Annotated in this window: 19 protein-coding genes and 1 pseudogene; 9 read left to right on the forward strand and 11 right to left on the reverse strand. The window is 65.1% G+C overall.

Going from position 1 to position 23,883, the window contains the following annotated elements; all coding sequences use genetic code 11:
• Positions 1-17 precede the first annotated feature (17 nt).
• Positions 18-1,037, forward strand: coding sequence for a polysaccharide deacetylase family protein (locus ACVWY3_RS12835; RefSeq protein WP_456843353.1), 1,020 nt, complete (start codon positions 18-20; stop codon positions 1,035-1,037).
• Positions 1,038-1,044: 7 nt separating this feature from the next.
• Positions 1,045-1,608 carry a dihydrofolate reductase gene (locus tag ACVWY3_RS12840; protein WP_456838769.1) on the forward strand — a complete coding sequence of 188 codons (564 nt, stop codon included), beginning with the start codon at positions 1,045-1,047 and terminating at the stop codon, positions 1,606-1,608.
• 47 nt (positions 1,609-1,655) lie between these two features.
• Here the strand turns inward: ACVWY3_RS12840 and ACVWY3_RS12845 are convergent, their stop codons facing one another.
• From ACVWY3_RS12845 to aspS, 4 genes are all read right to left on the reverse strand, one after another.
• A complete protein-coding gene (locus tag ACVWY3_RS12845; protein WP_456838770.1) occupies positions 1,656-3,719 on the reverse strand; it encodes a tetratricopeptide repeat protein in 2,064 nt (687 codons plus the stop codon).
• 163 nt (positions 3,720-3,882) lie between these two features.
• Positions 3,883-4,335: a DoxX family membrane protein gene (locus ACVWY3_RS12850; RefSeq protein ID WP_456838771.1), complete on the reverse strand. Its 453-nt coding sequence runs from the start codon at positions 4,333-4,335 to the stop codon at positions 3,883-3,885.
• 329 nt (positions 4,336-4,664) lie between these two features.
• On the reverse strand, positions 4,665-6,974 hold the full coding sequence (locus ACVWY3_RS12855) for an NADP-dependent malic enzyme (RefSeq protein ID WP_456838772.1): 2,310 nt from the start codon (positions 6,972-6,974) through the stop codon (positions 4,665-4,667).
• 383 nt (positions 6,975-7,357) lie between these two features.
• The gene (aspS, locus tag ACVWY3_RS12860) at positions 7,358-9,130 is read right to left on the reverse strand and encodes an aspartate--tRNA ligase (RefSeq protein WP_456838773.1); all 1,773 of its coding nucleotides are present in this window, start codon (positions 9,128-9,130) and stop codon (positions 7,358-7,360) included.
• A 197-nt stretch (positions 9,131-9,327) separates the two neighbouring features.
• Between aspS and ACVWY3_RS12865 the strand changes: the two are divergent.
• Positions 9,328-10,802 (forward strand): annotated as a pseudogene (locus ACVWY3_RS12865) (protein adenylyltransferase SelO).
• Between the two features lie 35 nt (positions 10,803-10,837).
• Here the strand turns inward: ACVWY3_RS12865 and ACVWY3_RS12870 are convergent.
• From ACVWY3_RS12870 to ACVWY3_RS12895, 6 genes are all read right to left on the reverse strand, one after another.
• On the reverse strand, positions 10,838-11,725 hold the full coding sequence (locus ACVWY3_RS12870; RefSeq protein ID WP_456838774.1) for an SMP-30/gluconolactonase/LRE family protein: 888 nt from the start codon (positions 11,723-11,725) through the stop codon (positions 10,838-10,840).
• A complete protein-coding gene (locus tag ACVWY3_RS12875) occupies positions 11,722-12,552 on the reverse strand; it encodes a citryl-CoA lyase (protein WP_456838775.1) in 831 nt (276 codons plus the stop codon). Before ACVWY3_RS12875 ends, ACVWY3_RS12870 begins: the two co-directional genes overlap by 4 nt.
• Before the next feature lie 84 nt (positions 12,553-12,636).
• On the reverse strand, positions 12,637-13,881 hold the full coding sequence (locus tag ACVWY3_RS12880; protein ID WP_456838776.1) for a CaiB/BaiF CoA transferase family protein: 1,245 nt from the start codon (positions 13,879-13,881) through the stop codon (positions 12,637-12,639).
• 11 nt (positions 13,882-13,892) lie between these two features.
• Complete coding sequence (locus tag ACVWY3_RS12885; protein ID WP_456838777.1) at positions 13,893-14,915, reverse strand: ABC transporter substrate-binding protein; 1,023 nt, start codon at positions 14,913-14,915, stop codon at positions 13,893-13,895.
• A gap of 30 nt (positions 14,916-14,945) precedes the next feature.
• Complete coding sequence (locus ACVWY3_RS12890) at positions 14,946-15,719, reverse strand: ABC transporter permease (protein ID WP_456838778.1); 774 nt, start codon at positions 15,717-15,719, stop codon at positions 14,946-14,948.
• Positions 15,703-16,494: an ABC transporter ATP-binding protein gene (locus ACVWY3_RS12895; protein WP_456838779.1), complete on the reverse strand. Its 792-nt coding sequence runs from the start codon at positions 16,492-16,494 to the stop codon at positions 15,703-15,705. Before ACVWY3_RS12895 ends, ACVWY3_RS12890 begins: the two co-directional genes overlap by 17 nt.
• 161 nt (positions 16,495-16,655) lie before the next feature.
• On the opposite strand from ACVWY3_RS12895, the gene ACVWY3_RS12900 reads away from it, so the two are divergent.
• From ACVWY3_RS12900 to ACVWY3_RS12920, 5 genes are all read left to right on the forward strand, one after another.
• Positions 16,656-17,345, forward strand: a complete 690-nt coding sequence (locus ACVWY3_RS12900; RefSeq protein WP_456838780.1) for an IclR family transcriptional regulator — start codon at positions 16,656-16,658, stop codon at positions 17,343-17,345.
• A gap of 398 nt (positions 17,346-17,743) precedes the next feature.
• Positions 17,744-18,595: a phosphodiesterase gene (locus tag ACVWY3_RS12905; RefSeq protein WP_456838781.1), complete on the forward strand. Its 852-nt coding sequence runs from the start codon at positions 17,744-17,746 to the stop codon at positions 18,593-18,595.
• A gap of 1 nt (position 18,596) precedes the next feature.
• Positions 18,597-19,547, forward strand: a complete 951-nt coding sequence (locus ACVWY3_RS12910; protein ID WP_456838782.1) for a carbohydrate ABC transporter permease — start codon at positions 18,597-18,599, stop codon at positions 19,545-19,547.
• Positions 19,544-20,413 carry a carbohydrate ABC transporter permease gene (locus tag ACVWY3_RS12915; protein WP_456838783.1) on the forward strand — a complete coding sequence of 290 codons (870 nt, stop codon included), beginning with the start codon at positions 19,544-19,546 and terminating at the stop codon, positions 20,411-20,413. Before ACVWY3_RS12910 ends, ACVWY3_RS12915 begins: the two co-directional genes overlap by 4 nt.
• An 11-nt stretch (positions 20,414-20,424) precedes the next feature.
• The gene (locus tag ACVWY3_RS12920) at positions 20,425-21,756 is read left to right on the forward strand and encodes an extracellular solute-binding protein (protein ID WP_456838784.1); all 1,332 of its coding nucleotides are present in this window, start codon (positions 20,425-20,427) and stop codon (positions 21,754-21,756) included.
• Between the two features lie 75 nt (positions 21,757-21,831).
• On the opposite strand, the gene ACVWY3_RS12925 is transcribed toward ACVWY3_RS12920, so the two are convergent.
• Positions 21,832-22,821 carry a zinc-dependent alcohol dehydrogenase family protein gene (locus tag ACVWY3_RS12925; RefSeq protein ID WP_456838785.1) on the reverse strand — a complete coding sequence of 330 codons (990 nt, stop codon included), beginning with the start codon at positions 22,819-22,821 and terminating at the stop codon, positions 21,832-21,834.
• A 103-nt stretch (positions 22,822-22,924) separates the two neighbouring features.
• On the opposite strand from ACVWY3_RS12925, the gene ACVWY3_RS12930 reads away from it, so the two are divergent.
• A complete protein-coding gene (locus ACVWY3_RS12930; RefSeq protein WP_456838786.1) occupies positions 22,925-23,824 on the forward strand; it encodes a LysR family transcriptional regulator in 900 nt (299 codons plus the stop codon).
• Positions 23,825-23,883 lie beyond the last annotated feature (59 nt).

Raw genomic sequence — 23,883 nt, forward strand, 5'->3', positions numbered from 1 at the left:
ATCTCGAGGACAACACCATGCGTGTGGCGGCAGGACTGATTTTGGCAAGCGCGATGTCTCTTGCAATGACGGGCGCGGCATGGTCGCAGACCCCGGCCGCGAAGCCCGCAGCCGCGACGCAAGCCGCGCCGGCGGCGGCGCCCGCTGCTGCAGCTCCGGCAGCTGCTCCCGGGGCAGCCGCTGCGCCAGCCCAACCGGCCTTCGTCAATCCGCCCCCGCCAAAACAGGCGCCGCAGCCGGCGCGCGCGGCCTGCAACACGCCGGGTGCGCTCGGGGTCGCCCGCACCGTCGAGATCGACACCACCGGTGGTCCCGGCTTCGGCTTCGAGCACTTCAAGGAGCTCGACTTCCTGCGCGACCACGAGGTGGTCCTGACCTTCGACGACGGCCCGTGGCCGAAGAACACGCCCGCCGTGCTGAAGGCGCTCGCCGATGAATGCACCACCGGCATCTTCTTCTCGATCGGCAAGCACGCGACCTACGAGCCGGAGATCCTCAAGCAGGTCTATGCAGCCGGCCACACCGTGGGCAGCCACACCTGGTCGCACGCCAACCTCAATAACAAGAAGCTGACGGAAGCGCAGCGCAAGGAAGAGATCGAGAAGGGCCTGTCCGCGGTGAAGTGGGCGCTCGGCGGCATCTCGCCCTCGCCGTTCTTCCGCTTCCCGGCGCTGCAGCATCCGCCGGAGATGGTCACCTATCTCGGCAACCGCAACATCGGAATCTTCTCCTGCGACATCGACTCCTTCGACTTCAAGGCATCCAAGCCCGAGAAGGTGATCGAGACCGTGATGAAGAAGCTCGACAACAAAGGCAAGGGCATCATCCTGATGCACGACTTCCAGAAGCACACCGCGGAAGCCCTGCCCGAGCTGCTCAAGCGCCTGAAGGCCGGCGGCTACAAGGTAGTGGCGATGCGCGCCAAATTCCCGGCCTCGACGCTGCCGGAATACGACCAGGAGCTGCTCAAGGACGTCAAGCTGCCGACGGTGAGCCAGCGTCCGGTCAATTCCGTGGTGACGACAGTTTCCGAATAGAAGGCAATTGTCTTTTCGGTTCGAAGGCTACGTCATCGTCTCGGCGGACGGCATGCTCGCCGACGCTGCACATGTGATGCCGGACAGTCTGAAGTTCGAAGGCGACAAGCTGTTCTTCGAGCAGGCGCTCGATCGCGCCGCGCTGATCGTGCATGGCCGCCACTCGCATGAGCAGCAGCCGAATTCGCGGAGGCGCAAGCGCCTGATCCTGACCCGCAAGATCAAGGCGCTCACCGTCGATCCGGAGACGCCGAACGCGACGCTGTGGAATCCGAAGCATGCGAGCTTCGAGCAGGCCTGCGCCTTCGCCGATGTCGCCTCAGGGACCGTCGCCATCATCGGCGGCCCCGTCGTGTTCGACATGTTCATGGACCGCTACGACACGTTCTGGCTGTCGGAGGCTCCGCATGTGCGGCTGCCCGGCGGCGAAGGCTGTTTCGTCGGCGTACCGGAGCGGACACCGCACGAGGTGCTCGCCTCGCACGGGATGAAGCCGGGCGCGCCGTATCTGCTCGACGCGGCGCACGAGGTGACCGTCACGCCGTGGCGGCGGGCCAGAGGCGCCAACTAAACCTCCAAACAACCCCATGCACAACACCGGTGCGTAGGTACCGGCATCTATCTTATGTCCCTGCCACGCAGATCGGACGTCGCGCGTGGCGCCCCTGGGACGGTTGATTGGATCAAGCTGCCTTTCTCGAGTTCAGCGCGCACGTCCCGCAGGACGCTGTCCCAATCGCCTGGCTGAGGCTGCCGGAATTGCCGCAGCGTCGGATACCAGGGGCTGTCGTCGCGGTTCAGCAGCCAGCGCCAGCACCGGTCAAAGCGATTGAGCAGCCAGACAGGGCGTCCAAGCGCGCCTGCAAGGTGCACCACCGCGGTGTCGACGCCGATGACGAGGTCGAGGGCCTCGATCAGCCCTGCGGTTTCACCGAAGTCGTGGAGATCATCCGTCCAATCGTGCAAGGACAGACCTGGCGGAGGCGACTGGCTCGCCGGTCCCTTCTGCAACGAGACGAAACTCACCCCCGGCAGATTCGCCAGCTCCGAAAACCGGTTGAGCGAAATCGATCGGCGCCGGTCGCCGCTCATCGTCTGATTGCCGGCCCAGACCAGGCCGACCCGGAGCCCATCGAGCTGCTCAACCCGCTGGCGCCAGGCCGCCGCGCGTTGCGGGTCGGTCCGCAGATAGGGTACCTCTCGCGGGATGGTTTCGAGGCTGGTGCCAAGGGGGCGCGGCAGACTGAGCAGCGGGCAATGCAGATCGAACGGTGGCAGCGGATCGCCACGCGCGACGATGCTCTGAAGCCCCGGCAGCTCCGCCAAGAGCGGCGCAAGAAGCGGCAGCAGCGCCCGCTGAACCTCGAGGACGACCCGCCGCCCCGCCGCAATGGCCGGCACGAAGCGAACGAACTGGAGCGTGTCGCCCACCCCCTGCTCCGCATGCAGCAGCAGGACCCGATCGCCGATGTCTCCGCCATCCCAGACCGGCTGGCTGAAATCGCGCAGATGCGGCTTCTTGCTGTCCTGTTTCCACCGCCACTCATATTCCCGCCAGCCCTCGTCGAGCTGGCCGGCCAGCAACAGAGCGACCCCAAGGTTGAAATGCGCATCGGCATAGTCCGGCCTCTGCAACAGCGCCGTTCGCAAGCTCTGAATGGCTTCGTCGGGCCGCCCAAGATCGAACAGCAGGGTGCCGAGATTGTTGAGCGCCTCCGGCCAGGCCGGATCGCGGGCAAGAGCGACCCGATAGCAAGGTTCGGCGTCGTGGAAACGACCGGCCTCGCGAAGGGCGTTGCCCAGGGTCAGCTGCGCCGGAAAATAGTCCGGCTTCAGACGCAAGGCCTCCCTACAGCAGGCTTCCGCGTCTTCCGCCTGTCCGCGAATACACAGCAAGTCGCCGAGATTGTTCAGCGCCTCGGGGAAAGCTGGCTTGAGCCTGCAGGCTTCGCGAAGGTTGACCTCCGCCTCGTCGAGCCGGCCGAGCTTGATGAGAAGACCACCGAGATTGTTATGAACCTCGGCAAATGCCGGATTGAGGCGCAGGGCCTCACGATAGCAACGCTCGCATTCCTCGAAAGCGGACAGATCGAACAGCACGGCTCCGAGGTTGCAGTGGGCGGCCGCAAAGTCCGGCCGCTGCCGCAGCACATGGCGAAACTCGCCGATCGCCGCATCGAACTGCTTCTGCCGCACCAGCAGATTGGCGAGATTGAAACGGGCATCGACCTGAGCGCGAGCGTCATTGAGGTCGAGGCCGGCGGGATGTCGCAGCACCAGCCGATAATGGGCCTCCGCGCCCGCGACGTCGCCGCATTCACCCAGCAGGATGCCAAGCTGATTATGCCCATCCAGATTGTCTGGCTTGAGCAGCAGCGCTTGCCGATAGCTCGCGATGGCCTCGTCCCTTCGTCCGAGGGCGCGCAGAGCGCCCGCCATGTTGCTGTGATGGACGCTGTTGGAAGGCTGAAGCTTAACGGCGCGGATGATGACATCGAGCGCCCTGTCGGGGTGGCCTGCCTGGAGCAAGGCAATTCCCAGCAGGTGCAGACAGTCCGCATGATCCGGCTGGGATGCCAGGATCTGCCAATAGATCGCCTCCGCTTGCGGCAAGCGGCCCGCGCGATGGTGCGCCAGAGCGGCCTCGAATGATGGGGAACCCGACGACGCTTCAGCATACATTGCGATGGGCCCTCATCGATGCGATGACGAGAGGTGCGAGGCAGATGCCCCTTCGCGCATTCGAATGCTGAGGATTCCTCGAATCCGCCTCACACCTCGCTCCCCGCCATTCTGCGGGAGCGAGCTTGCGTGAAGCTGGGCCCGTCGCCTGCGACGTACGAGCCTACACGTCCCCGTAGGCCGACTCGGCCGGGCGCGTGGTGCGGCCGTAGCCGATGATCATGCAGAGCGCGCCGATGATCGCGAGATTCTTCAGCGCGTCGACCACCATCTTGGCGTTGTCAGGCGGTGCGAGATTCCAGAAATCGGCGGACAGCAAGGTCGAGATCGCGATGTAGATGATCATCAGCATCGCAAAAAAGCGCGCGCCGAAATTCAGCGCGATCATCAGGCCCGCGATGACCTCGAGCCCGCCCACCGCAATCGCCAGCAGCTGCGGCGTGGTCATCGCGGTCGCCCTCTCGATCTGCTTGGCATAGGGCTCGATCGCTTCGGGCACCACGATCTTGCCGGCGATGAACTCCGCCGTTGCCTGGATCGCAAAGAGCTTGGTCGCGCCCGTGTAGATGAACAGCACGGCGAACAGGATTCGCCCGAAAGTCACGAACGCTGGCATGATCGGCCTCTTGGCTCAGGCTTATTGAAAATCGGAATTTGGACAAAAGCGCCTGGTGATTATGAAGAGTCGTGCGCCGGTTTACAAACGGGGAAATGGCGAACTGTTTTGAAAAAATTGAGGCGCAGCGGCGCTGCTCGTGCTTCCTCTCCCCGTTCTTACGGCGGCGCGACGAGCTTCGCTCGCGCCGAGAGGGTTGGGGTGAGGGGCTGCTTCGCAATCGCAGTGAGAGCTGAATCGCGGAGATCCCCCCTCACCCGGAATTTGCTCCCGCAAATTCCGGCCTCTCCCGCACGCGGGAAGCGGCGAACGCGACGCCGGCGACTGCCTCACGTAAACAGCGTCGGCTGCTGCCGCGAGGCGCGCTCCTGGGCTTCGACCACGGCGACCGCGGTCATGTTCAGGATGCCGCGCGCCGTCACCGATGGGGTGAGGATATGGGCGGGCCGCGCCGGGCCGATCAGGATCGGGCCGACCGGCAGCGCGTCCGCCAGCGACTTGATCATCTGATAGGCGACGTTGGCGGTGTCGAGACTCGGCATGATCATGATGTTGGCCTCGCCCTCGAGCTTGGAGTGCGGCAGCACCATTTTCCGCGCGGAAGCCGAGAGTGCCGTGTCGCCCTGCATCTCGCCGTCGGCCTCGATCTCCGGATGCTTCTCCTTCAAGAGCTGAGTCGCTCGGCGCATCTTGCGCGAGGAGTCGGTGTCGTAGCTTCCGAAATCCGAATGCGAGACGAAGGCGATCTTCGGCTTGATGTTGAAGCGCTGGACGTGGACCGCTGCGAGCGAGGCGATCTCGGCAAGCTCCTCCGGGCCCGGATTGGGGCGAACTTGCGTGTCGGCGATGAAGAACGCGCCCTTGGTGGTGATCAGCAGCGCCAGCGCCGCATAGTCGCTGACCCCGGGCGAGAAGCCGACGATCTCGCGGACGTGGCGCAGATGGTGCATGTAGCGGCCCTCGACGCCGCAGAGCATGGCATCGGCCTCGCCGCGCGTCACTGCGAGCGCGGCGATCACCGTGTTGTTGGTGCGCACCACCGTGCGCGCCGCATCCGGCGTCACGCCGCGGCGGCCGGCGAGCTCGACATAGGACTGCACGTAGGAGCGGTAGCGCGGATCGTCCTCGGGATTGACGAGGTCGAAATCCTTGCCGGCCTTGATCGACAGGCCGAAGCGCTTGATGCGCGCCTCCACCACCGAGGGGCGTCCGACCAGGATCGGCCGCGCCAGCTTCTCCTCCAGCACCACTTGCGTGGCGCGCAGCACGCGCTCGTCCTCGCCTTCGGCGTAGATCACGCGCACCGGCTGGGTCTTGGCCTTGGCGAACATCGGCTTCATGACGAGGCCGGAACGGAAGGCGAAGCGCTCGAGCAGCGCGGTGTATTCGTCGAAATTGGTGATGGGGCGCGTCGCGACGCCCGATTCCATCGCCGCCTTCGCCACCGCCGGCGCGATGCGCAGGATCAACCTGGGATCAAAGGGGCTCGGGATCAGCGAGCCCGGACCGAACCCTTGCGTCTCGCCGGTGTCGAAGCCCTGCGCGACCGCGTCCGACGGCGCCTCGCGCGCGAGCTGCGCGATGGCCTCGACCGCGGCGTGCTTCATCTCCTCGTTGATCGCGGTGGCGCCGACATCGAGTGCGCCGCGGAAGATGAAGGGAAAGCACAGGACGTTGTTGACCTGGTTCGGGTAGTCCGAGCGGCCGGTGCAGATCATCGCGTCCGGGCGCGCCTTGCGCGCCTCCTCCGGCATGATTTCGGGCGTCGGGTTGGCGAGCGCCATGATCAGCGGCTTGTCGCCCATCGCCTGCGCCATCTCCGGCTTGAGCACGCCGGGCGCCGAGAGGCCGATGAAGATGTCGGCACCGCCGATGACGTCGCCGAGCGTGCGCTTGTCGGTCTTCTGCGCATAGACTGCCTTCCAACGGTCCATCGACGTGTTGCGGCCCTCATGCACGAGGCCGTCGATGTCGCAGACCCAGATGTTCTTGCGCTGCGCGCCCATCGAGACCAGCAGGTTGAGCGTCGCGATCGCGGCCGCCCCTGCCCCCGACGCCACGATCTTGACGTCGGACAGCTTCTTGCCGTTCAGGCGGAGACCGTTGGTGATGGCGGCGGCGACGATGATCGCGGTGCCGTGCTGGTCGTCATGGAAGACCGGGATCTTCATGCGCTCCTTCAGCCGGCTCTCGATCTCGAAGCATTCCGGTCCGCGGATATCTTCCAGATTGATGCCGCCGAAGGTCGGCTCGAGCGCGGCCACGGTCTCGACCACACGGTCGATCGTGTCGGCCGCGATCTCGATGTCGAACACGTCGATGCCGGCGAATTTCTTGAACAGGACCGCCTTGCCCTCCATCACCGGCTTGGACGCCAGCGGGCCGATATTGCCGAGGCCGAGCACCGCGGTGCCGTTCGAGACCACGGCGACCAGATTGGCACGCGTGGTGAGCGAGGCCGCTTCGGCCGGGTTCTTGGCGATCTCGGTGCAGGCGGCGGCGACGCCCGGAGAATAGGCCAGCGCGAGGTCGCGCTGGTTGGCAAGCGGCTTGCTTGCCTGGATCTCGAGCTTTCCGGGGCGGGGCAGACGATGATAGGCGAGCGCCGCCTGGTGGAGATCTTCAGAATAGGACGACATGCGGTGTCTCGCCTCGCGTTACCGGCCTCAAAATGCACGCTCCGGAGCGGCCGTCCAAGCGAACGGTATTTCCGGGTCATGGAATCCGGATGAAGCACGGCCGAAGGCCCGGTGGCAACATCCGATTGCGCCCCCATCAACACCGCACGTCGGCGGCGCTGCAAGCTGAGCGGTCGCGCAGCGATCTCGTGCCCCCGACGCGCTGCAACGCGGAAGCGTTGCTGTGCAGAGCCGGGACCAGAAAGCCACGAACTTCGCTGATGCATGGGCCCCCGGCTCTGCAGCGCACCGCTGACCGGACGATGCTTCGCATCGCCGGATAGCGCCGCCATAGCGCGTCGAAGACGCGCGTAAACGCGCTGACGGCGTCCGGGGCACGAAGCTCACTTCTGCGGCAGGTTCACCCGGATGTGCAGCTCGCGGAGCTGCTTGGTCGTGGCTTCCGACGGCGCCCCCATCAGGAGGTCCATGGCCTGCTGGTTCATCGGGAACAGCGAGATCTCGCGCAGATTCGTGGTGCCGCAGAGCAGCATCACGATGCGGTCGACGCCCGCGGCCATGCCGCCATGCGGCGGCGCGCCGTACTGGAAGGCGCGGTACATGCCGCCGAAGCGCTCGACCACTTCCTGCTCGCCGTAACCTGCGATCTCGAACGCCTTCACCATGGCCTCCGGCACGTGGTTGCGGATGCCGCCCGAGGCGATCTCGTAGCCGTTGCAGGTGATGTCGTACTGGAACGCCTTGATGGTCAGCGGGTCTTGCGACTTCAGCGCCTCGAGCCCACCTTGGGGCATCGAGAACGGGTTGTGCGAGAAGTCGACCTTCTTGTCGTCCTCGTTGTACTCGTACATCGGGAAGTCGACGATCCAGGCAAGCTCGAACCGCTCCTTGTCCGTGAGATTTAATTCCTCGCCGACCTTGTTGCGGGCAAGGCCTGAGAACTTCCAGAACTTGTCTGGATCGCCGGCGACGAAGAAGGCGGCATCACCTTCCTTGGTGCCGAGCTGGGCGCGGATCGCGGCGGTGCGCTCCGGCCCGATGTTGTTGGCCAGCGGACCTGCACCCTCGCCGCCCTCGCGCCACATGATGTAGCCGAGGCCGGGCTGGCCCTCTCCTTGCGCCCACGAGTTCATGCGATCGCAGAAGGCGCGGCTGCCGCCGCCCGCGGCCGGAATCGCCCACACCTGGTTCTTGGGGTCCTCGAGCATGCGCGCAAAGACCTTGAAGCCGCTTCCGCGGAAATGCTCGGACACGTCCTGCATCTCGATGGGATTGCGCAGGTCCGGCTTGTCGCTGCCGTATTTGCGCAACGCTTCCGCAAACGGAATCCGGCGCCAGCCCTTCGTCACGGGCTTGCCCTTGGCGAACTCTTCAAAGACGCCCGTGATCACCGGCTCCATCGCCGCAAAGACGTCTTCCTGAGTGACAAAACTCATCTCGACGTCGAGCTGGTAGAACTCGCCCGGCAGACGGTCGGCGCGCGGGTCCTCGTCGCGGAAGCAGGGCGCGATCTGGAAGTAGCGGTCGAAGCCCGACATCATCAAGAGCTGCTTGTACTGCTGCGGCGCCTGCGGCAGCGCGTAGAACTTGCCGGGATGGATGCGCGAGGGCACCAGGAAGTCGCGCGCGCCTTCCGGCGAGGACGCGGTCAGGATCGGCGTGTTGAACTCGAAGAAGCCCTGCCCCTCCATGCGCCGGCGCATCGACTTGATGATCTCGACGCGCGTCATGATGTTCTGGTGCAGCTTCTCGCGGCGCAGGTCGAGGAAGCGGTACTTGAGGCGGATGTCTTCGGGATATTCCTGGTCGCCGAACACCGGTAGCGGCAGGTCGCCGGCCGGGCCAAGCACCTCGATCTCGCTGACATAGACCTCGACCTTGCCGGTCGGCAAATCGTCATTGTCGGTGCCTTCGGGGCGGCGGCGGACCTTGCCGTCCATCTTCACCACGAATTCCGAGCGCAGCTTTTCGGCCAGCGAGAACGCTGGCGAGTCCGGGTCGACCACGCACTGGGTCAGGCCGTAATGGTCGCGCAGGTCGATGAACAGCACGCCGCCATGGTCGCGAACGCGATGGACCCAACCCGAGAGGCGGATAGTCTCGCCGATGTTGCTCTCGCGGAGCGCGCCGCATGTATGTGACCGGTAGCGATGCATGGTCGTCCCAAAATCAATGTCGGAGGAAGCGAATCGGACGGCCAGTCACGGCCGGTCCGAAGTTGCGGCAGGGTTTACCCGACGAGGAAGGGGGCGGCAACCAAGGGAACGGCCTGATTTGGGCCAGGAAGGGCCCATTTTTGGCCTATCGGGCTTGCAGCCTTTGCCATCAGCTGTTCCAGCCTTATCTTGGGGCCATGACCGTGCATTTCCCCTTCCAGAACTCCTATTCGGCGCTGCCGGACAGCTTCTTTGCCCGCGTGGCGCCGACCCCGGTCGCTGCGCCACGGCTGATCAAGCTGAACCGGCCGCTGGCGGTTCAGCTCGGGCTCGATCCTGACATGCTGGAGACGGCGGAGGGCGCCGAGATCCTGGCCGGCAAGACGGTTCCTGACGGGGCCGATCCGATCGCCATGGCCTATGCCGGCCACCAGTTCGGGCAATTCGTGCCCCAGCTCGGCGACGGCCGGGCGATCCTGCTCGGCGAGGTCATCGACCGAGACGGCGTCCGCCGTGACATCCAGCTCAAGGGGAGCGGCCCGACCCCGTTCTCCCGCCGCGGCGACGGCCGCGCCGCGCTCGGGCCGGTGCTGCGCGAGTACATCGTCAGCGAAGCGATGTATGCGCTGGGCATTCCGACCACGCGCTCGCGCTTGCCGCGGTCGTCACCGGCGAGCATGTCATCCGCGAGACCGCGCTGCCCGGCGCGGTGCTGACGCGCATCGCGTCGAGCCACATCCGGGTCGGCACCTTCCAGTTCTTCGCCGTGCGACGCGACACCGAGGCGATCCGCCGGCTCGCCGACCACGTCATCGCGCGCCACTATCCGGACCTGCTCCATGCGGAGCGGCCCTATCACGCCCTGCTCGCCGCCGTCGTCGCGCGCCAGGCCGAGCTCGTCGCGCGCTGGCTGCTGGTCGGCTTCATCCACGGCGTGATGAACACCGACAACACCTCCATCTCCGGCGAGACCATCGATTACGGCCCGTGCGCCTTCATGGACGCCTACAATCCTGCGCAGGTGTTTTCCTCGATCGACGAGATGGGCCGTTACGCCTATGCCAACCAGCCGCGCATCGGCTTGTGGAATCTGACCCGCCTCGCCGAATGCCTGCTGCCGCTGTTCGGAGGCGAGCAGGAGAAGGCGATCGCCGACGCGCAGGAGATCCTCGGCGCGTTCGCCGATCAGTTCAGCGCCGTCTATCAGGCTGGCCTACGCAAGAAGGTCGGCCTGTTCACGGAGCGCGACGGCGACGACGCGCTGATCCAGGACCTGCTCGATGCCATGGCCAGGAACCAGGCCGACTTCACACTCACCTTCCGCAAGCTCGGTGACGCCGCAGGCGATGACGTCGCCGACGTCCGCGCGCAGTTCATGGACACCTCGGCGTTCGACGAGTGGGCCAAACGCTGGCGCGAGCGCATTGCGCTGGAGCCGCAGAGCGCGGCCGAGCGGCGTACGGCGATGCACGCCGTCAATCCCCTGTTCATCCCGCGCAACCACCGCGTCGAGGCCGTGATCCACGCCGCGGTGAACGGCGACGACTACGCCCCGTTCGAGGAGCTGGTCAAGCTGCTGGAGAAGCCATACGAAGAACAGCCCGACTACGCCGCCTACGCCGATCCGCCGCTGCCGGACCAGCGGGTGCTGCAGACGTTCTGCGGGACGTGACAGTCAGCCGCCAGAGGCATCATCACCACTCAAAATCAAGCACAAGCCGCCAACACTGATCCGCTCGACGATTCCGTGATCATCAGGGTCTCGCCAGTCTGATCCAGTGCCACATTGGTGCAGGTCTGGCCGGCGCATGATTTGATCCGTGCGATGCACTCCCCGTTCGGCGCCAGCATGAAGACATGGCCAAGCGACGCATGCGCAACGAACAGGCGTCCAGCGTGATCCATTGTCAGCCCATCCGGCCCGCTGGTGCCGAAGAACGAGGTGAAGCGCCCGACCTTGGCGACACCGCCGTCGCGCATCAGCGGCACGCGCCAGACGCTGTTGTCGCGCGTCATCGCGACGAACAGCACCGCCTCATCCGGGCTCAGCACAAGGCCGTTCGGACTTGGCCCGTTCGCAATCAGACAGTCGAGACGGCCGTCCGCGCGCAAGCGAAACACCCGGCCGCTTGGATCATGCAGCCCGGTCTGGCCCTGATCGGTGAAATAGACATCGCCATTCGAGGCGATATGCAGGTCGTTGCAGCCTCTGAAGGACTCCGAGTTGCGATGCGCCAGGATTGGCCTGATCGTGCCGCGTCCGGGATCGAGCTCCATGATGCCGTTCATGTAATCGGCCACGAGAATGCGGCCGTCGGGCGCGATCTTCAGGCCGTTCGGCCATCCCCGATACTCCGCGATCAGAGACCATCTCCCGTCACGCGCGATCCGGAAGATGCGGCCGAACGGGATGTCGACGACGTAGAGATTGCCCTGCGCATCGAACGCGGGCCCCTCAATGAAACTGTCGACGGGATGACCGCCGCGGTTGGCATCGGCCCAGTCCGAGCGGACGCCGGGGCGCCGAAACTCGGCCGGCATCGCCGAGAAGACGCGGCTCTCAACGCGCCGCGGCGGCGTGTCGAGATACATCATGGCCGATCGTCCAGCGCGCGGCGCGGCTGCCCTTCATATTTATAGGCGAATTGCTTCGGCATCGGCCCCTTGTTGCGGTCCCTGCGCCCGGTCTGCTCCCAAGCATGGGCGAGGATACCGACCGCGCGCGAAAGACAAAACACGCCCCGTGCCAGCGGTGGCGCAAAGCCGAGCTCGCCATAGATCACCGCGGTCGCGCCGTCGATGTTCATCGGAATGAGCTTGCCCTTGCGGGCCTGCATCACGCGCTCGATCGCGCGCGCGGCCGCAGCATAGCGACCGCCAACGCTGCCCTCATTCGCTGCCGCATCCACCAGCGCGAGCAGCGGCGCGGCACGCGGGTCTACCGGGTGAAAACGGTGGCCGAAGCCCGGCAGGTACTTGCTTTTGGTCGCGGTGAAATGGTCGATGGCCGCGCCTGCGGCTGCATCGATCTCTGCGGTCTCGCTCCGCCGCAAGACGTCGTCATAGAGTTCGACCGCCTGCTCGCCGGCGCCGCCATGAACGTCATCGAGCGTGTTGATGGCGGAAGCCATCGCGCCGTTGAGCGGCAGGCCGCAGCTCACCGCCATCTGCGCAATCGCGATCGACGGGGCATGCGGGCCGTGGTCGACGGAGGCGACCAGCGCAGCCTGCAGCAGCCGCTCCTGCGCCGCCGTTGGCAGCTCCCCGCGCAGCATCAGCCAGATCATCGCCGGAAACGAGATCCGGCCGATCAGGTCCTGGATCGGATAGCCCCGATAGGCGATGCGCCCGGGGGCGATATCACAGATCGACGTCCGCCACCATTGCGCGGCCGCGTCCCGTAATGCGGTTTCATCGCTCATCGTGACCTCCGATCTCTTCACAGCCTTGCCGGCCCAATCGGCCAGTGCGCGCGTCGGGCTTGTCCTGCTGCAGCGTGGCAAGTCTCATTGTGCGCTCCCCTTCGTGCCGTTCTTCTTCGTGGCCACGGCTGCGACCGCGCCGCTCGTGACAAGGTGGGCGATGGCCTCCTCGGAGTAGCCGAGTTGCGCGAGCCAGCGTTCGGTGTCGGCGCCGAGCTCCGGCGGCAACGCCGGCACCGGAAAGTCCTCGTCGAGCCGGAAGCCCGGCCGCGTGATCCGCAGTGGTTGTCCTTCGTCCTGCTCTGCCGGCAACGCTTCGACAAATCGACGCTCGAGCAGTTGCGGCTGGGTGAGGATTTGCGGCACCGTCAGCACGCAGCCTGCAGGCACGCCGGCCGCGTTAAGCTCGCGCTCCCAATCCTCCGCCGCCTTCGCGCCCAGCGCATCGTTCAGCGCTTGGTTCAGTGCCGCGCGATTGGCCTTGCGCGCCTCGCGTTTGGCGAAACGCGGATCGGTCGCAAGCTCAGCTCGGCCGACCAGATCGCACAAGGTCTGAAACTGCTTCTGCTCGTTCGCTGCGATGTTGAGCGGCCCGGTCGCGGTCCTGAACGTGCCGGAAGGCGCGGCGGTGAAATTCTCGTTGCCCATCGGCGCCGGTTCGACGCCCGCATTGAGGTGGTTTGAAACCACCCAGCCCATCGCTGCAACGGTGGCCTCCAGCAGCGACACGTCGATGAAGCGGCCCCGGCCGGTCTGGCGCTGATCGACAAGCGCAGAAGAAATGGCGAAGGCCGCGGTCAATCCGGCGATGGTGTCGGAGATCGGAAATCCAGTGCGGAGCGGCGCGGACTGCGCATCGCCCGTCACGCTCATGGCGCCCGACAGGCCCTGCACGATCTGGTCATAGGCCGGCCGCTTCGCCCACGGCCCGCTCTGGCCGAAGCCCGAGATCGCGCAATAGACCAGACGCGGATTGTGCCGGCTCAGCACCTCGTAGCCGAGCCCGAGCCGCTCCATCACCTTGGGTCGAAAATTCTCCAGAACGACGTCCGCTTCAGTGACGAAGCGCAGGAACACCTGCCTGCCCGCCTCCGACTTCAGGTCGAGCGCGACCGACTGCTTGCCGGCATTGACGGCCACGAAGGACAAGCCCTGAAGTCGCTCCGCCCGCTTCGGATCGGCGCCGAGGCGTCGCGCTAGGTCGCCGCCGTTCGGATTCTCGATCTTGATCACCTCGGCGCCGAGGCGCGCGAGATGGTAGCCGCAGAACGGACCCGCCAGAACGTTGGACAGGTCGAGGACGCGGATGCCGGTCAGCGGCAAAGACATTCCGATTGCCCCTACTTCAGTAGCTCGGCAGCGCGCACGGCGAAGCGGTTGGTGAAGGTCTTGGTGAGATCGATCTTGGCGGCCGCGATCTTGGGATCGTACTCGCTGAGCACACCAAGGGGCACCTTAGCGGCCTCGACATCCATCTGGCCGGTCTGCGAGAACAACGCCTTCGACGCCGTCATGATCTCGATGTTGACGTCACGATTGTCAGTCTTGTAGCCAGCGGGGATCGCGTCGACGAGCTGCTCGGTCGGGACCGAGTTGATCCAGCGGTGCGTCTTCAGGAGCGCGTTGACGAGGCGCTGCACCGTCTCCGGATTTTTGTCGATGAAGGACTGCTGAAGATAGAGGCAGGCCGTCGGGTAGATGCCGCCGAAGGCCTGCTTGGATCCCTCGATCGTGCGCGCGTCAAACAGTGGCGTCGCCGAGTTCTTGCGTGCCAGCAGCGTCGCAATCGGATCGAAATAGACGAGCGCGTCGATGTTCTTGGCCTCGAGCGCGACCATGCCCGGTGCCCCGCTGCCGACGGCGATGATGTTGACGTCGCGTGGTCCGAGCCCGGCTTTCTTGATGTAATAGCGCGCCATGGTGTCGGTCGACGAGCCGGGCGCAGTGATGCCGAGCTTGAGGCCCTTCAGATCGGCTCCGGTGTTGACCTTGTCGGCAAGGCCGTTGCGGACTCCGAGCAGCACGCCCGGGACGTCGTTGAGCAGGAATACGCAGGAGATCTCCTTACCCTGCGCCTGCATCTGTATCGTGTGGTCATAGAAGCCGACGGTACCGTCGACCGAGCCACCGACCAGCGCCTGCAGCGCCTTCGAGCCGCCGGCCTGGAAGTTCTCGACGGTGACGTCGAGCCCCTCCTCCTTGAACATACCGAGCTTCACGCCGAGCTCGAGCGGCATGTAGTTGAGGATCTGGGAGCCGACGGCGATCTTGAGCTTGGCCTTTTCGGGCTCGCCGGCCTGCGCCGAGAGGATGGAAAGACCGATCGCCGATACGACGAGGATCAGCCGGGTGAAGACGCGCATGCGAACCTCCATGTTTGCGTTATTGTTCGGTCAGACTTCGTGGGCCGGCGCGGGACGCCACACCAGGAGCCGTTTCTCGGCGCGATCGACCACCGCATCCAGGGCGACGACGAAGGCGGACAGCACGATGATGCCGGCGAACACACCGGCGGCATCGAGCACGCCCTCGGCCTGGGCGATCAGGTGACCGAGTCCGGCGGACGAGCCGAGATACTCGGCGACCACCGCGCCCATCACGGCCATACCGACGGAGACCCGCAAGCTCGACAAGATCCAGGTCGTGGCCGACGGCAGGTAGACGTGGCGCAGCAAAGACCATTTGGACGCGCGCAGCAGGCGGGCATTGGCGAGCACCACCGGGTTGACCTCGCGCACGCCCTGGAAGGTGTTGAAGAAGGCGACGAACAGCACCAGCGTGAGGCCCAGCGCCACCTTCGAGGTCAGACCGAGGCCGAACCAGATCACGAAGATCGGTCCGAGCAGAATACGCGGGATGGCGTTGAACATCTTGATGAAGGGCTGCACGACCTCGGCCGCAAACGGGCTCAGGCCAAGCCATATACCGAGCGTGGTGCCGATCGCGATCCCCGCCACGAAGGACAGGATCGTCTCCAGCAGCGTGACGCCGACGTCGGTCCAGAAATCCGCGGTCGACATCCATTCGCCGATCCGCGCCACCAGCGTCGATGGCGCCGGAAAGAAGAACGGGTCGATCAGCCCTGCTCGCACGCCGGACTCCCAGACCAAGAGCAGGCTTAGCACGATCGCGACCTGAACGAGAACGACTTTACCTTTGCGCGGCATAGCTCTTCTCCACTTCGGCGCCGAGCAGCGACCAGATTTGACGATAGAGTGCGACGAATTCATCGGTGGTCTGGAGCGCCGATACGTCGCGCGGGCGTGGCAGCGTGATCGGGACGTCGCCGACCATGCGGCTGCCCGGTCCCGCCGACATCACCACAACGCGGTCAGCGAGCGTGATCGCCTCGTCGAGATCGTGGGTGATGAAGATCAGGGAGCGCCGCTCCGCCTGCCAGAGATCGAGCAGGATACGGTGCATCAGCCGGCGGGTGTGCACGTCGAGCGCCGAGAACGGCTCGTCCATCAAAACGATCCTCGGCTCCATGATCAGGGTCTGGGCCATTGCCACGCGCTTGCGCTGGCCGCCCGACAGCTGATGCGGATAGCGCTCCTCGAAACCCTTCAGGCCGACCTTAGCGAGCCAGGGCCGCGCCTGCGCCCACGCCTCCTCGACCGACTTGCCCTGAAACACGAGGCCGAGGCCGACATTGTCCTGCGCCGTCTTCCAGGGCAGCAGTCCTTCCTGCTGAAGCATGTAGCCGGACTGGTCATTCAGCCCCGCGAGCGGCTTGCCGAAGATGCGGACATCGCCGGCGGCGGGCTTCAGCAATCCGGTGACGGTGTTGAGGATGGTCGACTTGCCACAGCCGGTCGGCCCGACCACCGCGACGAACTCGGCCTCGCCAACCTGGAGGTTCATGCTTTTGACGGCGGTGAAATCGCCGAAGCGGATCATGACGTCGCGCAAATCGACGGCCGAGGCCGGCTGCCCTTCCATTGTTTCGCTCCGTAGAACCAGTTCTATTATCCAAAACCCATACCCCAGACGCGCCATATGAGTCAAATTGATTTCGCAAAATAGAACCTATATATCGGCAGTTTTATCGACTTTCGGACGCACTTGTGATATTTGTTCTATACAGCAGAACAGGAGCTGAAATGACCAAGACAGGCGTTGATGCGGTGGCGCGGGCGCTGGCGATCCTCAAGGCCTTTGGGCCGGAGCGCAGCGCCATGACGCTGACTGAGATTGCCGAGGCGACTGATCTCTATAAGAGCACGGTGCTTCGTCTCGCCGCGACGCTGGAGAGCGATGGCTTTCTTGTTCGCGGCGCAGACCGGCTGTTCCGCCCCGGGCCAGAACTCTGGCGCCTCGGTGCGCTCTATCAGCGCGGCCTTGATCTCGGCGACCTCGTGAGACCGACGCTGCATCGCCTGGTCGAAGCGACTGGCGAGACGGCCTCGTTCTATATTGCCGACGGCGACGAGCGCATCTGCCTCTACCGGGTCAACTCCCCGCGCTCCGTACGGCATCATCTCGACGAGGGCCAGCGACTGCCGATCGATCGTGGCGCCGCCGGTCGCGTGCTCACTGCCTATCGCGATGCCGCTTCGGCCGAAGCCAGGAAAATCCGCGAGCGCGGTTTCTACGTGTCGCTCGGCGAGCGTGATCCCGAGGTCGCAGCTGCCGCAGTCCCCGTGATCGATGTCCAGGGCAAGTTGCGCGGCGCCTTGTCAGTGTCAGCGATCCGGACGCGCTTCGACGCAGAGGCGCGCAAGGCCGCCATCGACGTTCTGACTTACGAGGCCAAAGCCTTGAGCGGTCTGCTGCCCGCCAGTGAGCGCTGACGCCGGATCGGTCACTTCTGCGCCGCCGGCGCACGCCTCGAAAACGCAGCCATTGCCGGACTCGAAGGTGTTGCAAACGCTTCGCGGGACGGAGCGACAAACTCCGCCCTACGTTCTTCCGCCGGGCCGCGCCGGCCGTAAATTCTGATTCTGTTTTGCCCGACGTTTCAAAGGATGTCGAAACACGGTGAGCGTCCCCCCGGCAACCTGGCTACTGTGCATGGGGTTGTTTTCGATATTTTGCAGGGGCATCCGGCTCGGCGTCCTCGCCGGCGCTTCCTGTGGAATTCGAGGCCTCCGGAACCACTGTCATCAAACTGAAACACACGCGTTCTAACGGGCTGGCAGGCCGTCTTGCCGGAGGCGACCATCCTCCAACAGTCCCCGACAAGCGCGCCATGCCTTTCAAATTCATCCACATCACCGACACGCATCTCGCGAACCCCGGGCTGAAGCTCTATGGGCTCGATCCGCGCGCCCGGTTGGATGCGGCGGTCGCCGACATCAACAAGCACCAGTCCGACGCCGCGTTTGCGGTGGTGACCGGCGACCTCACCCATTGGGGCGAGCCGGAATCCTACGGCAATTTCGCCGAGGCGATGTCTGCGCTGAAAATGCCTTACGTCGCCATGGTCGGTAATCACGACAAGCGCGTGGCCTGCCTCGACGGCCTTCGGTCCGCGCCGCGCGATGCCAACGGCTTCGTGCAGGGCACCCGGACGACCGAGCACGGCCTGTTCGTTTTCCTCGACACCCTGGACGAGACCAGCCACGCCGGCGAGATGTGCGAAAAGCGCCTCAACTGGCTCGCCGGCACGCTGGCGGCGGCGCCGGACGACATGCCGTTCGTCGTGTTCATGCACCACCCGCCCTTCCCGGTCGGCGTCCACGCGATGGACGAGATCGCACTGAAGCAGAGCACCGAATTCGCCGAGGTGATCGCGCCGTATCGTTCGCGCATCCGCCACCTGTTCTTCGGCCATGTGCACCGCCCGATCTTCGGCAGCTACGGCAAGATCCCGTTCTCCACCCTGCGCGGCACCAACCACCAGGTCTGGTTCGAGCTCGACGCTGCGGCCACCGAGCATCTGGCGAGCCACGAGCCGCCGGCTTACGGAGTGGTGCTGATCGACCGGGAGAACCTCGTCGTGCACAGCCACGACTTCCTCGACCAGAGTCTGCGCTTCCCGTTCGAGCCACCCGCTGGCGTGGACGGCCGCGACTATGCGCTCAACTTCCCGGCGCGGTGAGATGAGCCTCGCTGAACCCGCGGCTCTCCCGGTCGCGGCATCGGCGCCGCCGCGCCTCAAAATCCTGAAGCGGTTCTCCCATCGCTTCAAAGCCTCGCTGCCGGCCTATCTGCTGCTGCTGCCCTCGCTCGTCTTCCTCGCGCTGTTCACCTATGGCGCGATGGGCCGCGTCGTCATCGACGCGCTCTATCAGCGCGCGACACCGAAGGCGCCGGTGCGCTTCGTCGGCCTCGACAATATCAACGCGGTGCTGGCCGACCCCGCCTTCACCGGCGCGGTCATCAACAATCTCGTCTACGCCATCGGCACGGCGGTCCCGAGCATCGCGCTTGCGCTTCTGTTCGCGCTGGCGCTGGCGCGGACCAATGCCGTGACCAGCGCGCTGCGCGCCGCGCTGTTCCTCCCCGTCCTGATTCCGATGGTCGCGGCCTCCGCGCTGTTCCTGTTCATCTTCCTGCCCAATGTCGGCCTGCTCGATTATTACATCGGCCGGCTGCTGCCGGTGCTGCCGAACTGGCTCGGCGATCCCGATATCGCGCTGTACGCGATCATGGTCATCACGATCTGGAAGAACGCCGGCTATTACATGCTGTTCTTCCTCGCGGGCCTGCAGTCCGTGCCCGAGGATGTCATGGACGCCGCCCATCTCGACGGCGCGGGGCCTTGGCAGCGCTTCCGGCACATTACTCTGCCGGAGCTGAAGCCCACCTTCCTGTTCGTGATCGTGATCGCGACGCTCAACGCGGTGACGCAGGTCGACCACGTCTTCGTCATGACCAAGGGCGGGCCGTCGAACGCCACCAATCTCGTGCTGTTCTACGTCTATCAGCAGGCGGTCGAGCATTACGACATCGGCAAGGCGTCGGCGGCGACGCTGCTGACGCTCGCCGCCCTGATGGGCCTCACCGCGCTCTCGTTCCGCACCATGGCAAACCGCGAGGGCGGGCCATGAAGCTGATCGATGCACTGTGGAAGGACGCCCCGCTCGCGACCCGCCGCGAGATCACGCCCAAGCTCGGCTTCCTGCTGACCATGCTGCTCGCGCTGGTCTGGTTGATCCCGTTCCTGTGGATGGGCGTGGCGACGTTGCGCCCGGCTTCCGACGGCATCAACTTGATGGCCGAGCTGATGCCGAGCCTGAAGCCCACGCTCGACAACATCAGGGATGCCTGGGAGATCGGTGATTTCCCGCGCTATTTCCTCAACACCACGATCATCTGCACCGGTATCCTCCTGGTCCAGTTCGTCACCATCACGCTGGCGGGCTTCGCCTTCGCGCGGCTCGATTTCGCCGGCAAGACCCTGATCTTCTATTTATTCCTGATGCAGCTGATGCTGGTGCCGGTGCTGCTGATCGTGCCGAATTTGCGCATCGTCGCGCAGTTCGGCCTCTACGACACGCTCACTGGGGTGATGATGCCGTTCTTCGCCTCCGCCTTCGGCACCTTCCTGATGCGGCAGGCGTTCGAGGCGATCCCGACCGAGCTGGAGGACGCCGCCCTGATCGACGGCGCCAGCCTGTTCCAGCGCATCCGCCACATCTACGTGCCGCTGTCGCTGCCGAGCTTTTCCGCCTTCGCCATCATCTCCGTGACCAGCCACTGGAACGACTTTCTGTGGCCGCTGATGGTGATCAATTCGCCGGACAAGCGGCCGCTCACGGTTGGGCTCTCGGTCTTCACCGCGACGGCGGAAGGCACCCAGGCCTGGGGCACCATCGCCGCCGGCACGCTGATGGTGATCGCGCCGCTGCTCATCACCTTCCTGATCTTCCAGAAGCGCTTCATCAGCTCTTTCGTCACCTCAGGCATCAAATAGGAGATTTTCCGATGCAGTTTACCCGCAGGCTCATGCTGGGCCTCGCCGTGGCTGGCTCCATGGTAGGCGCCCTCGCCGCCCCGGTGATGGCCGAAGGTCCGACCGAGATCGACCTGTTCTTCCCCGTGCCGGTCGACGGCAAGCTCGCCCGTGACATGGGCACCTTGATCAAAGAGTTCAACGAGACCCATCCGGCGATCAAGGCGACCGCCGTCTATACCGGCTCCTATGACGACACGCTGATCAAGACCCGCGCTTCGATCAAGGCCGGCAAGCCCCCGGCTGCCGTCATCATGTCGGCGAACTTCCTGCTCGACATGCAGATCGAGAACGAGCTCACCAATCTCGACGGTCTGATCGCCGCCGACGGCAGCACCAAGGACCAGTTCCTCGGCCAGTTCTTCCCTGCGCTGCAGGGCAATGCGGTGATCAACCGCTCGGTCTACGGCGTGCCGTTCCACAATTCGACGCCGCTGCTCTACATCAACGCCGACAAGGCCAAGGAAGCCGGCCTCGATCCGGACAAGCCGCCGCAGACCTGGGCCGAGCTCACCGACTGGGCCAAGAAGCTCACCAAGCGCGAGGCCGACAAGGTGACCCAATGGGGCATCGCGATCCCCTGCGCCTACGACTATTGCGGCTGGATGATGGAAACGTTCACCATGACCAACGGCGGGCGCTACTACAACGAGGAGTTCGGCGGTGAAGTCTACTACGACACGCCCTCGATGCTCGGTGCGCTGACCTGGTGGAACGACCTCATCTACAAGCACAAGGTCCACGCCCCCGGCGCCACGCCCGGCCCCGCCGTCAGCACCTCCTTCATCTCCGGCAATGCCGCGATGATGATGCTCTCGACGGGCTCGCTCACCTACGTGCGCGACAATGCCAAGTTCGCCTACAAGGTCGCCTTCATCCCGCGCAACGTCCGCAACGCCGTGCCGATCGGCGGCGCCTCGCTGATCATGCCGGCAGGCCTCGAGGCCGACAAGCAGAAGGCCGCCTGGACGCTGATCAAGTGGATGACCTCGCCCGAGAAGAGCGGCTGGTGGAGCCGTGCCACCGGTTATTTCGCGCCCAACATGGCCGCCTACAAGACGCCCGAGATGGTCGACTTCCTCAACAAGAACCCGGACGCCAAGACCGCCGTCGAGCAGCTCGACGTGGCAAAACCCTGGTTCGCGACCTACAAGACCGTCCCTGTCCGCAAGAACCTCGAGGACGAGGTCATGCTCGTCCTCAACGGCAAGAAGCAGCCGAAGGAAGCCCTCGCCGCCGCCCAGAAGGCTGCGGACGAAACGCTCAAGCCGTACAATGCCGAGACCTCGCTGAAGCTGCCGTAAGGCGGGCGTTCGATTGACCGACAATTTCGGCGCCCCGCAGTGCGGGGCGCCGAATGCGTTTTTGGACGCACCGACTCAGAACGTCACAACGATCTTCCCGAACTGCGCATTCGACTCCAGGAAACGATGCGCCTCGACGATATCCTCGAACCGAAAGATTCGAGCGATGATCGGCCGCAACGTCCCATCCGCGAGCCCCTCGAGGATGAAGGCCTTGGCTCGCGCAAGGCGCACGGAATCTCGGATGATCTCGTGCACGAGGTAACCGCGCAACACCAGGCTCTTGGTCAACACGTTGAACAGCGGAAACGGCGTCGGCTCGGGGCTCAGCCCGCCATACTCGATCAAGATGCCGCCCGGCGACATGGCCGCGGTCAGCGGCTCGAAGGCTGGCCCGCCGACGGCGTCAAACACCACGCGGACACCCTTCGAACCGGCGATCTCCGCCAGCCGCGCGCGGATATCCTCTTCGGCCGATGCGATGACGTGGCCCGCGCCGGCATCGAGCAAGGCTTTCCGCTTCGCCGAGGTTCGCGTCAAGGCGATAGGAACTGCGCCGATCCGGTTCGCGATCTGGATGGCCGCCAGCCCGACGCTGCTCGATGCCGCCGTGATGGCGACGACATCCCCTCGCAAGAGTCCGGCGATGTCGACCAGCGCGCCGTAGGCCGTCAGATACTGCATCCATACCGCGGCAGCCGTCTCGAAGCCGAGCTCGGGCGGATGCTTCACGACGAGTTCGGCCGGGAATGTCGCGAGCTCGGCATAGGCCGGCCATCGCACCATCGACAAGGGCGGCACGACGCTGACGGCATCACCCGGCACGAAGCCGATCACGCCTTCCCCGACCGCCTCGACGATGCCGGCCGCCTCCAGACCAAGGCCGGACGGAAATATCGCGCTCTCGATATAGGTGCCCCTTCGCAACAGGGCTTCCGCGCGGTTGAGCCCAAGCGCCCAGACCCGGATCTGAACTTCACCCCTTGCCGGCGGCGGAGCGTCGACAGTTTCGATGCGCAGCACCCCAGGGCCGCCATGTTGATAAAAGCGGACGACGCGAGCCATGGGCACACTCCAAGACAGTTGAACTGAATGGAGGTATGCCGAACCTGGGGAAGCCGATAAATCGGCTCCACGAGCCAACAGTCGAAACCAGGAGTTTTCAATCATGGACCGCCTGACCAGCATGGCCGTGTTCGTTCGGGCCGTCGACCTCGGCTCGTTCGCCGCGGCGGCCGACGCCCTGGAGATGTCTGGGCCGATGGTCGGCAAGCATGTGCGATTCCTCGAAGAGCGCCTCGGCGTCCGCCTCCTCAACCGCACGACGCGGCGCCAGAGCCTGACCGAGACTGGCCAGGCCTATTACGAGCGCTGCCGTGCGGTGCTGAACGAGGCCGAAGCGGCCGATGCCGCCGTTGCCGAAGAGTTGTCCGAGCCGCGCGGCAGGCTGCGCGTGACCATGCCGGCCCTGCTGGGACGGCACTGCATCGCGCCGCTCTTGATGAAACTCGCGCGGAAATATCCGCACCTTGAACTCGACCTCTCCTTCGGCGATCCGATCGCCGACATCATGGAGGCCGGCTACGATCTTGCGATCCGCACCGGCGATCTCGACGACCAGTTCGGCCTGATCGCGCGGCGCATCGCACGCCAGCGGATGGTGGTGTGCGGCGCGCGCTCGTATTTGCGTGCCAACGGCAGGCCGAAATCGCTCGACGATCTCGGCGCTCACCAGGCGATCATCTACCGCCGTTCTGGACGCGTCCGGCCGTGGCTGTTTCCGCGGGAGGGCGAGCCTCCACGCGAGATCATGCCGTCAGGGCGGCTGAGGCTGGACGATATGGAGGCGATCGCCGATGCCGCCGCACAAGGCATGGGGCTTGCGTGGCTGCCCTATTGGCTGGTCCGCGAACGCCTTAACACCGGCGCGCTGGTCGATGTCTTCGCGAGCCAGGGCGAATTCCTCTACGACTGCCACGCGTTGTGGCCGCGTTCGCCCCACCTGCCCCCAAAAGTCCGTGTCGCCGTGGACACGCTGGCCGCGGCCTTGCCGAAGCTGATGGCGTGAAGCGAAGCTCAGGCCCCCCGTTAACTTCCCGTCCACCATTCGGCCTGGCCCGCCGCCGG

The organism is Bradyrhizobium sp. USDA 4486, from assembly GCF_054057995.1.

Bases quoted from the DNA above. Each gene is read 5' to 3' on its own strand.
- ACVWY3_RS12835 (WP_456843353.1), top strand. From the start codon at position 18: ATGCGTGTGGCGGCAGGACTGATTTTGGCAAGCGCGATGTCTCTTGCA.
- ACVWY3_RS12845 (WP_456838770.1), bottom strand. From the start codon at position 3,719: ATGTATGCTGAAGCGTCGTCGGGTTCCCCATCATTCGAGGCCGCTCTG.
- ACVWY3_RS12850 (WP_456838771.1), bottom strand. From the start codon at position 4,335: ATGCCAGCGTTCGTGACTTTCGGGCGAATCCTGTTCGCCGTGCTGTTC.
- ACVWY3_RS12855 (WP_456838772.1), bottom strand. From the start codon at position 6,974: ATGTCGTCCTATTCTGAAGATCTCCACCAGGCGGCGCTCGCCTATCAT.
- aspS (WP_456838773.1), bottom strand. From the start codon at position 9,130: ATGCATCGCTACCGGTCACATACATGCGGCGCGCTCCGCGAGAGCAAC.
- ACVWY3_RS12870 (WP_456838774.1), bottom strand. From the start codon at position 11,725: ATGATGTATCTCGACACGCCGCCGCGGCGCGTTGAGAGCCGCGTCTTC.
- ACVWY3_RS12875 (WP_456838775.1), bottom strand. From the start codon at position 12,552: ATGAGCGATGAAACCGCATTACGGGACGCGGCCGCGCAATGGTGGCGG.
- ACVWY3_RS12880 (WP_456838776.1), bottom strand. From the start codon at position 13,881: ATGTCTTTGCCGCTGACCGGCATCCGCGTCCTCGACCTGTCCAACGTT.
- ACVWY3_RS12885 (WP_456838777.1), bottom strand. From the start codon at position 14,915: ATGCGCGTCTTCACCCGGCTGATCCTCGTCGTATCGGCGATCGGTCTT.
- ACVWY3_RS12890 (WP_456838778.1), bottom strand. From the start codon at position 15,719: ATGCCGCGCAAAGGTAAAGTCGTTCTCGTTCAGGTCGCGATCGTGCTA.
- ACVWY3_RS12895 (WP_456838779.1), bottom strand. From the start codon at position 16,494: ATGGAAGGGCAGCCGGCCTCGGCCGTCGATTTGCGCGACGTCATGATC.
- ACVWY3_RS12900 (WP_456838780.1), top strand. From the start codon at position 16,656: ATGACCAAGACAGGCGTTGATGCGGTGGCGCGGGCGCTGGCGATCCTC.
- ACVWY3_RS12905 (WP_456838781.1), top strand. From the start codon at position 17,744: ATGCCTTTCAAATTCATCCACATCACCGACACGCATCTCGCGAACCCC.
- ACVWY3_RS12910 (WP_456838782.1), top strand. From the start codon at position 18,597: ATGAGCCTCGCTGAACCCGCGGCTCTCCCGGTCGCGGCATCGGCGCCG.
- ACVWY3_RS12915 (WP_456838783.1), top strand. From the start codon at position 19,544: ATGAAGCTGATCGATGCACTGTGGAAGGACGCCCCGCTCGCGACCCGC.
- ACVWY3_RS12920 (WP_456838784.1), top strand. From the start codon at position 20,425: ATGCAGTTTACCCGCAGGCTCATGCTGGGCCTCGCCGTGGCTGGCTCC.
- ACVWY3_RS12925 (WP_456838785.1), bottom strand. From the start codon at position 22,821: ATGGCTCGCGTCGTCCGCTTTTATCAACATGGCGGCCCTGGGGTGCTG.
- ACVWY3_RS12930 (WP_456838786.1), top strand. From the start codon at position 22,925: ATGGACCGCCTGACCAGCATGGCCGTGTTCGTTCGGGCCGTCGACCTC.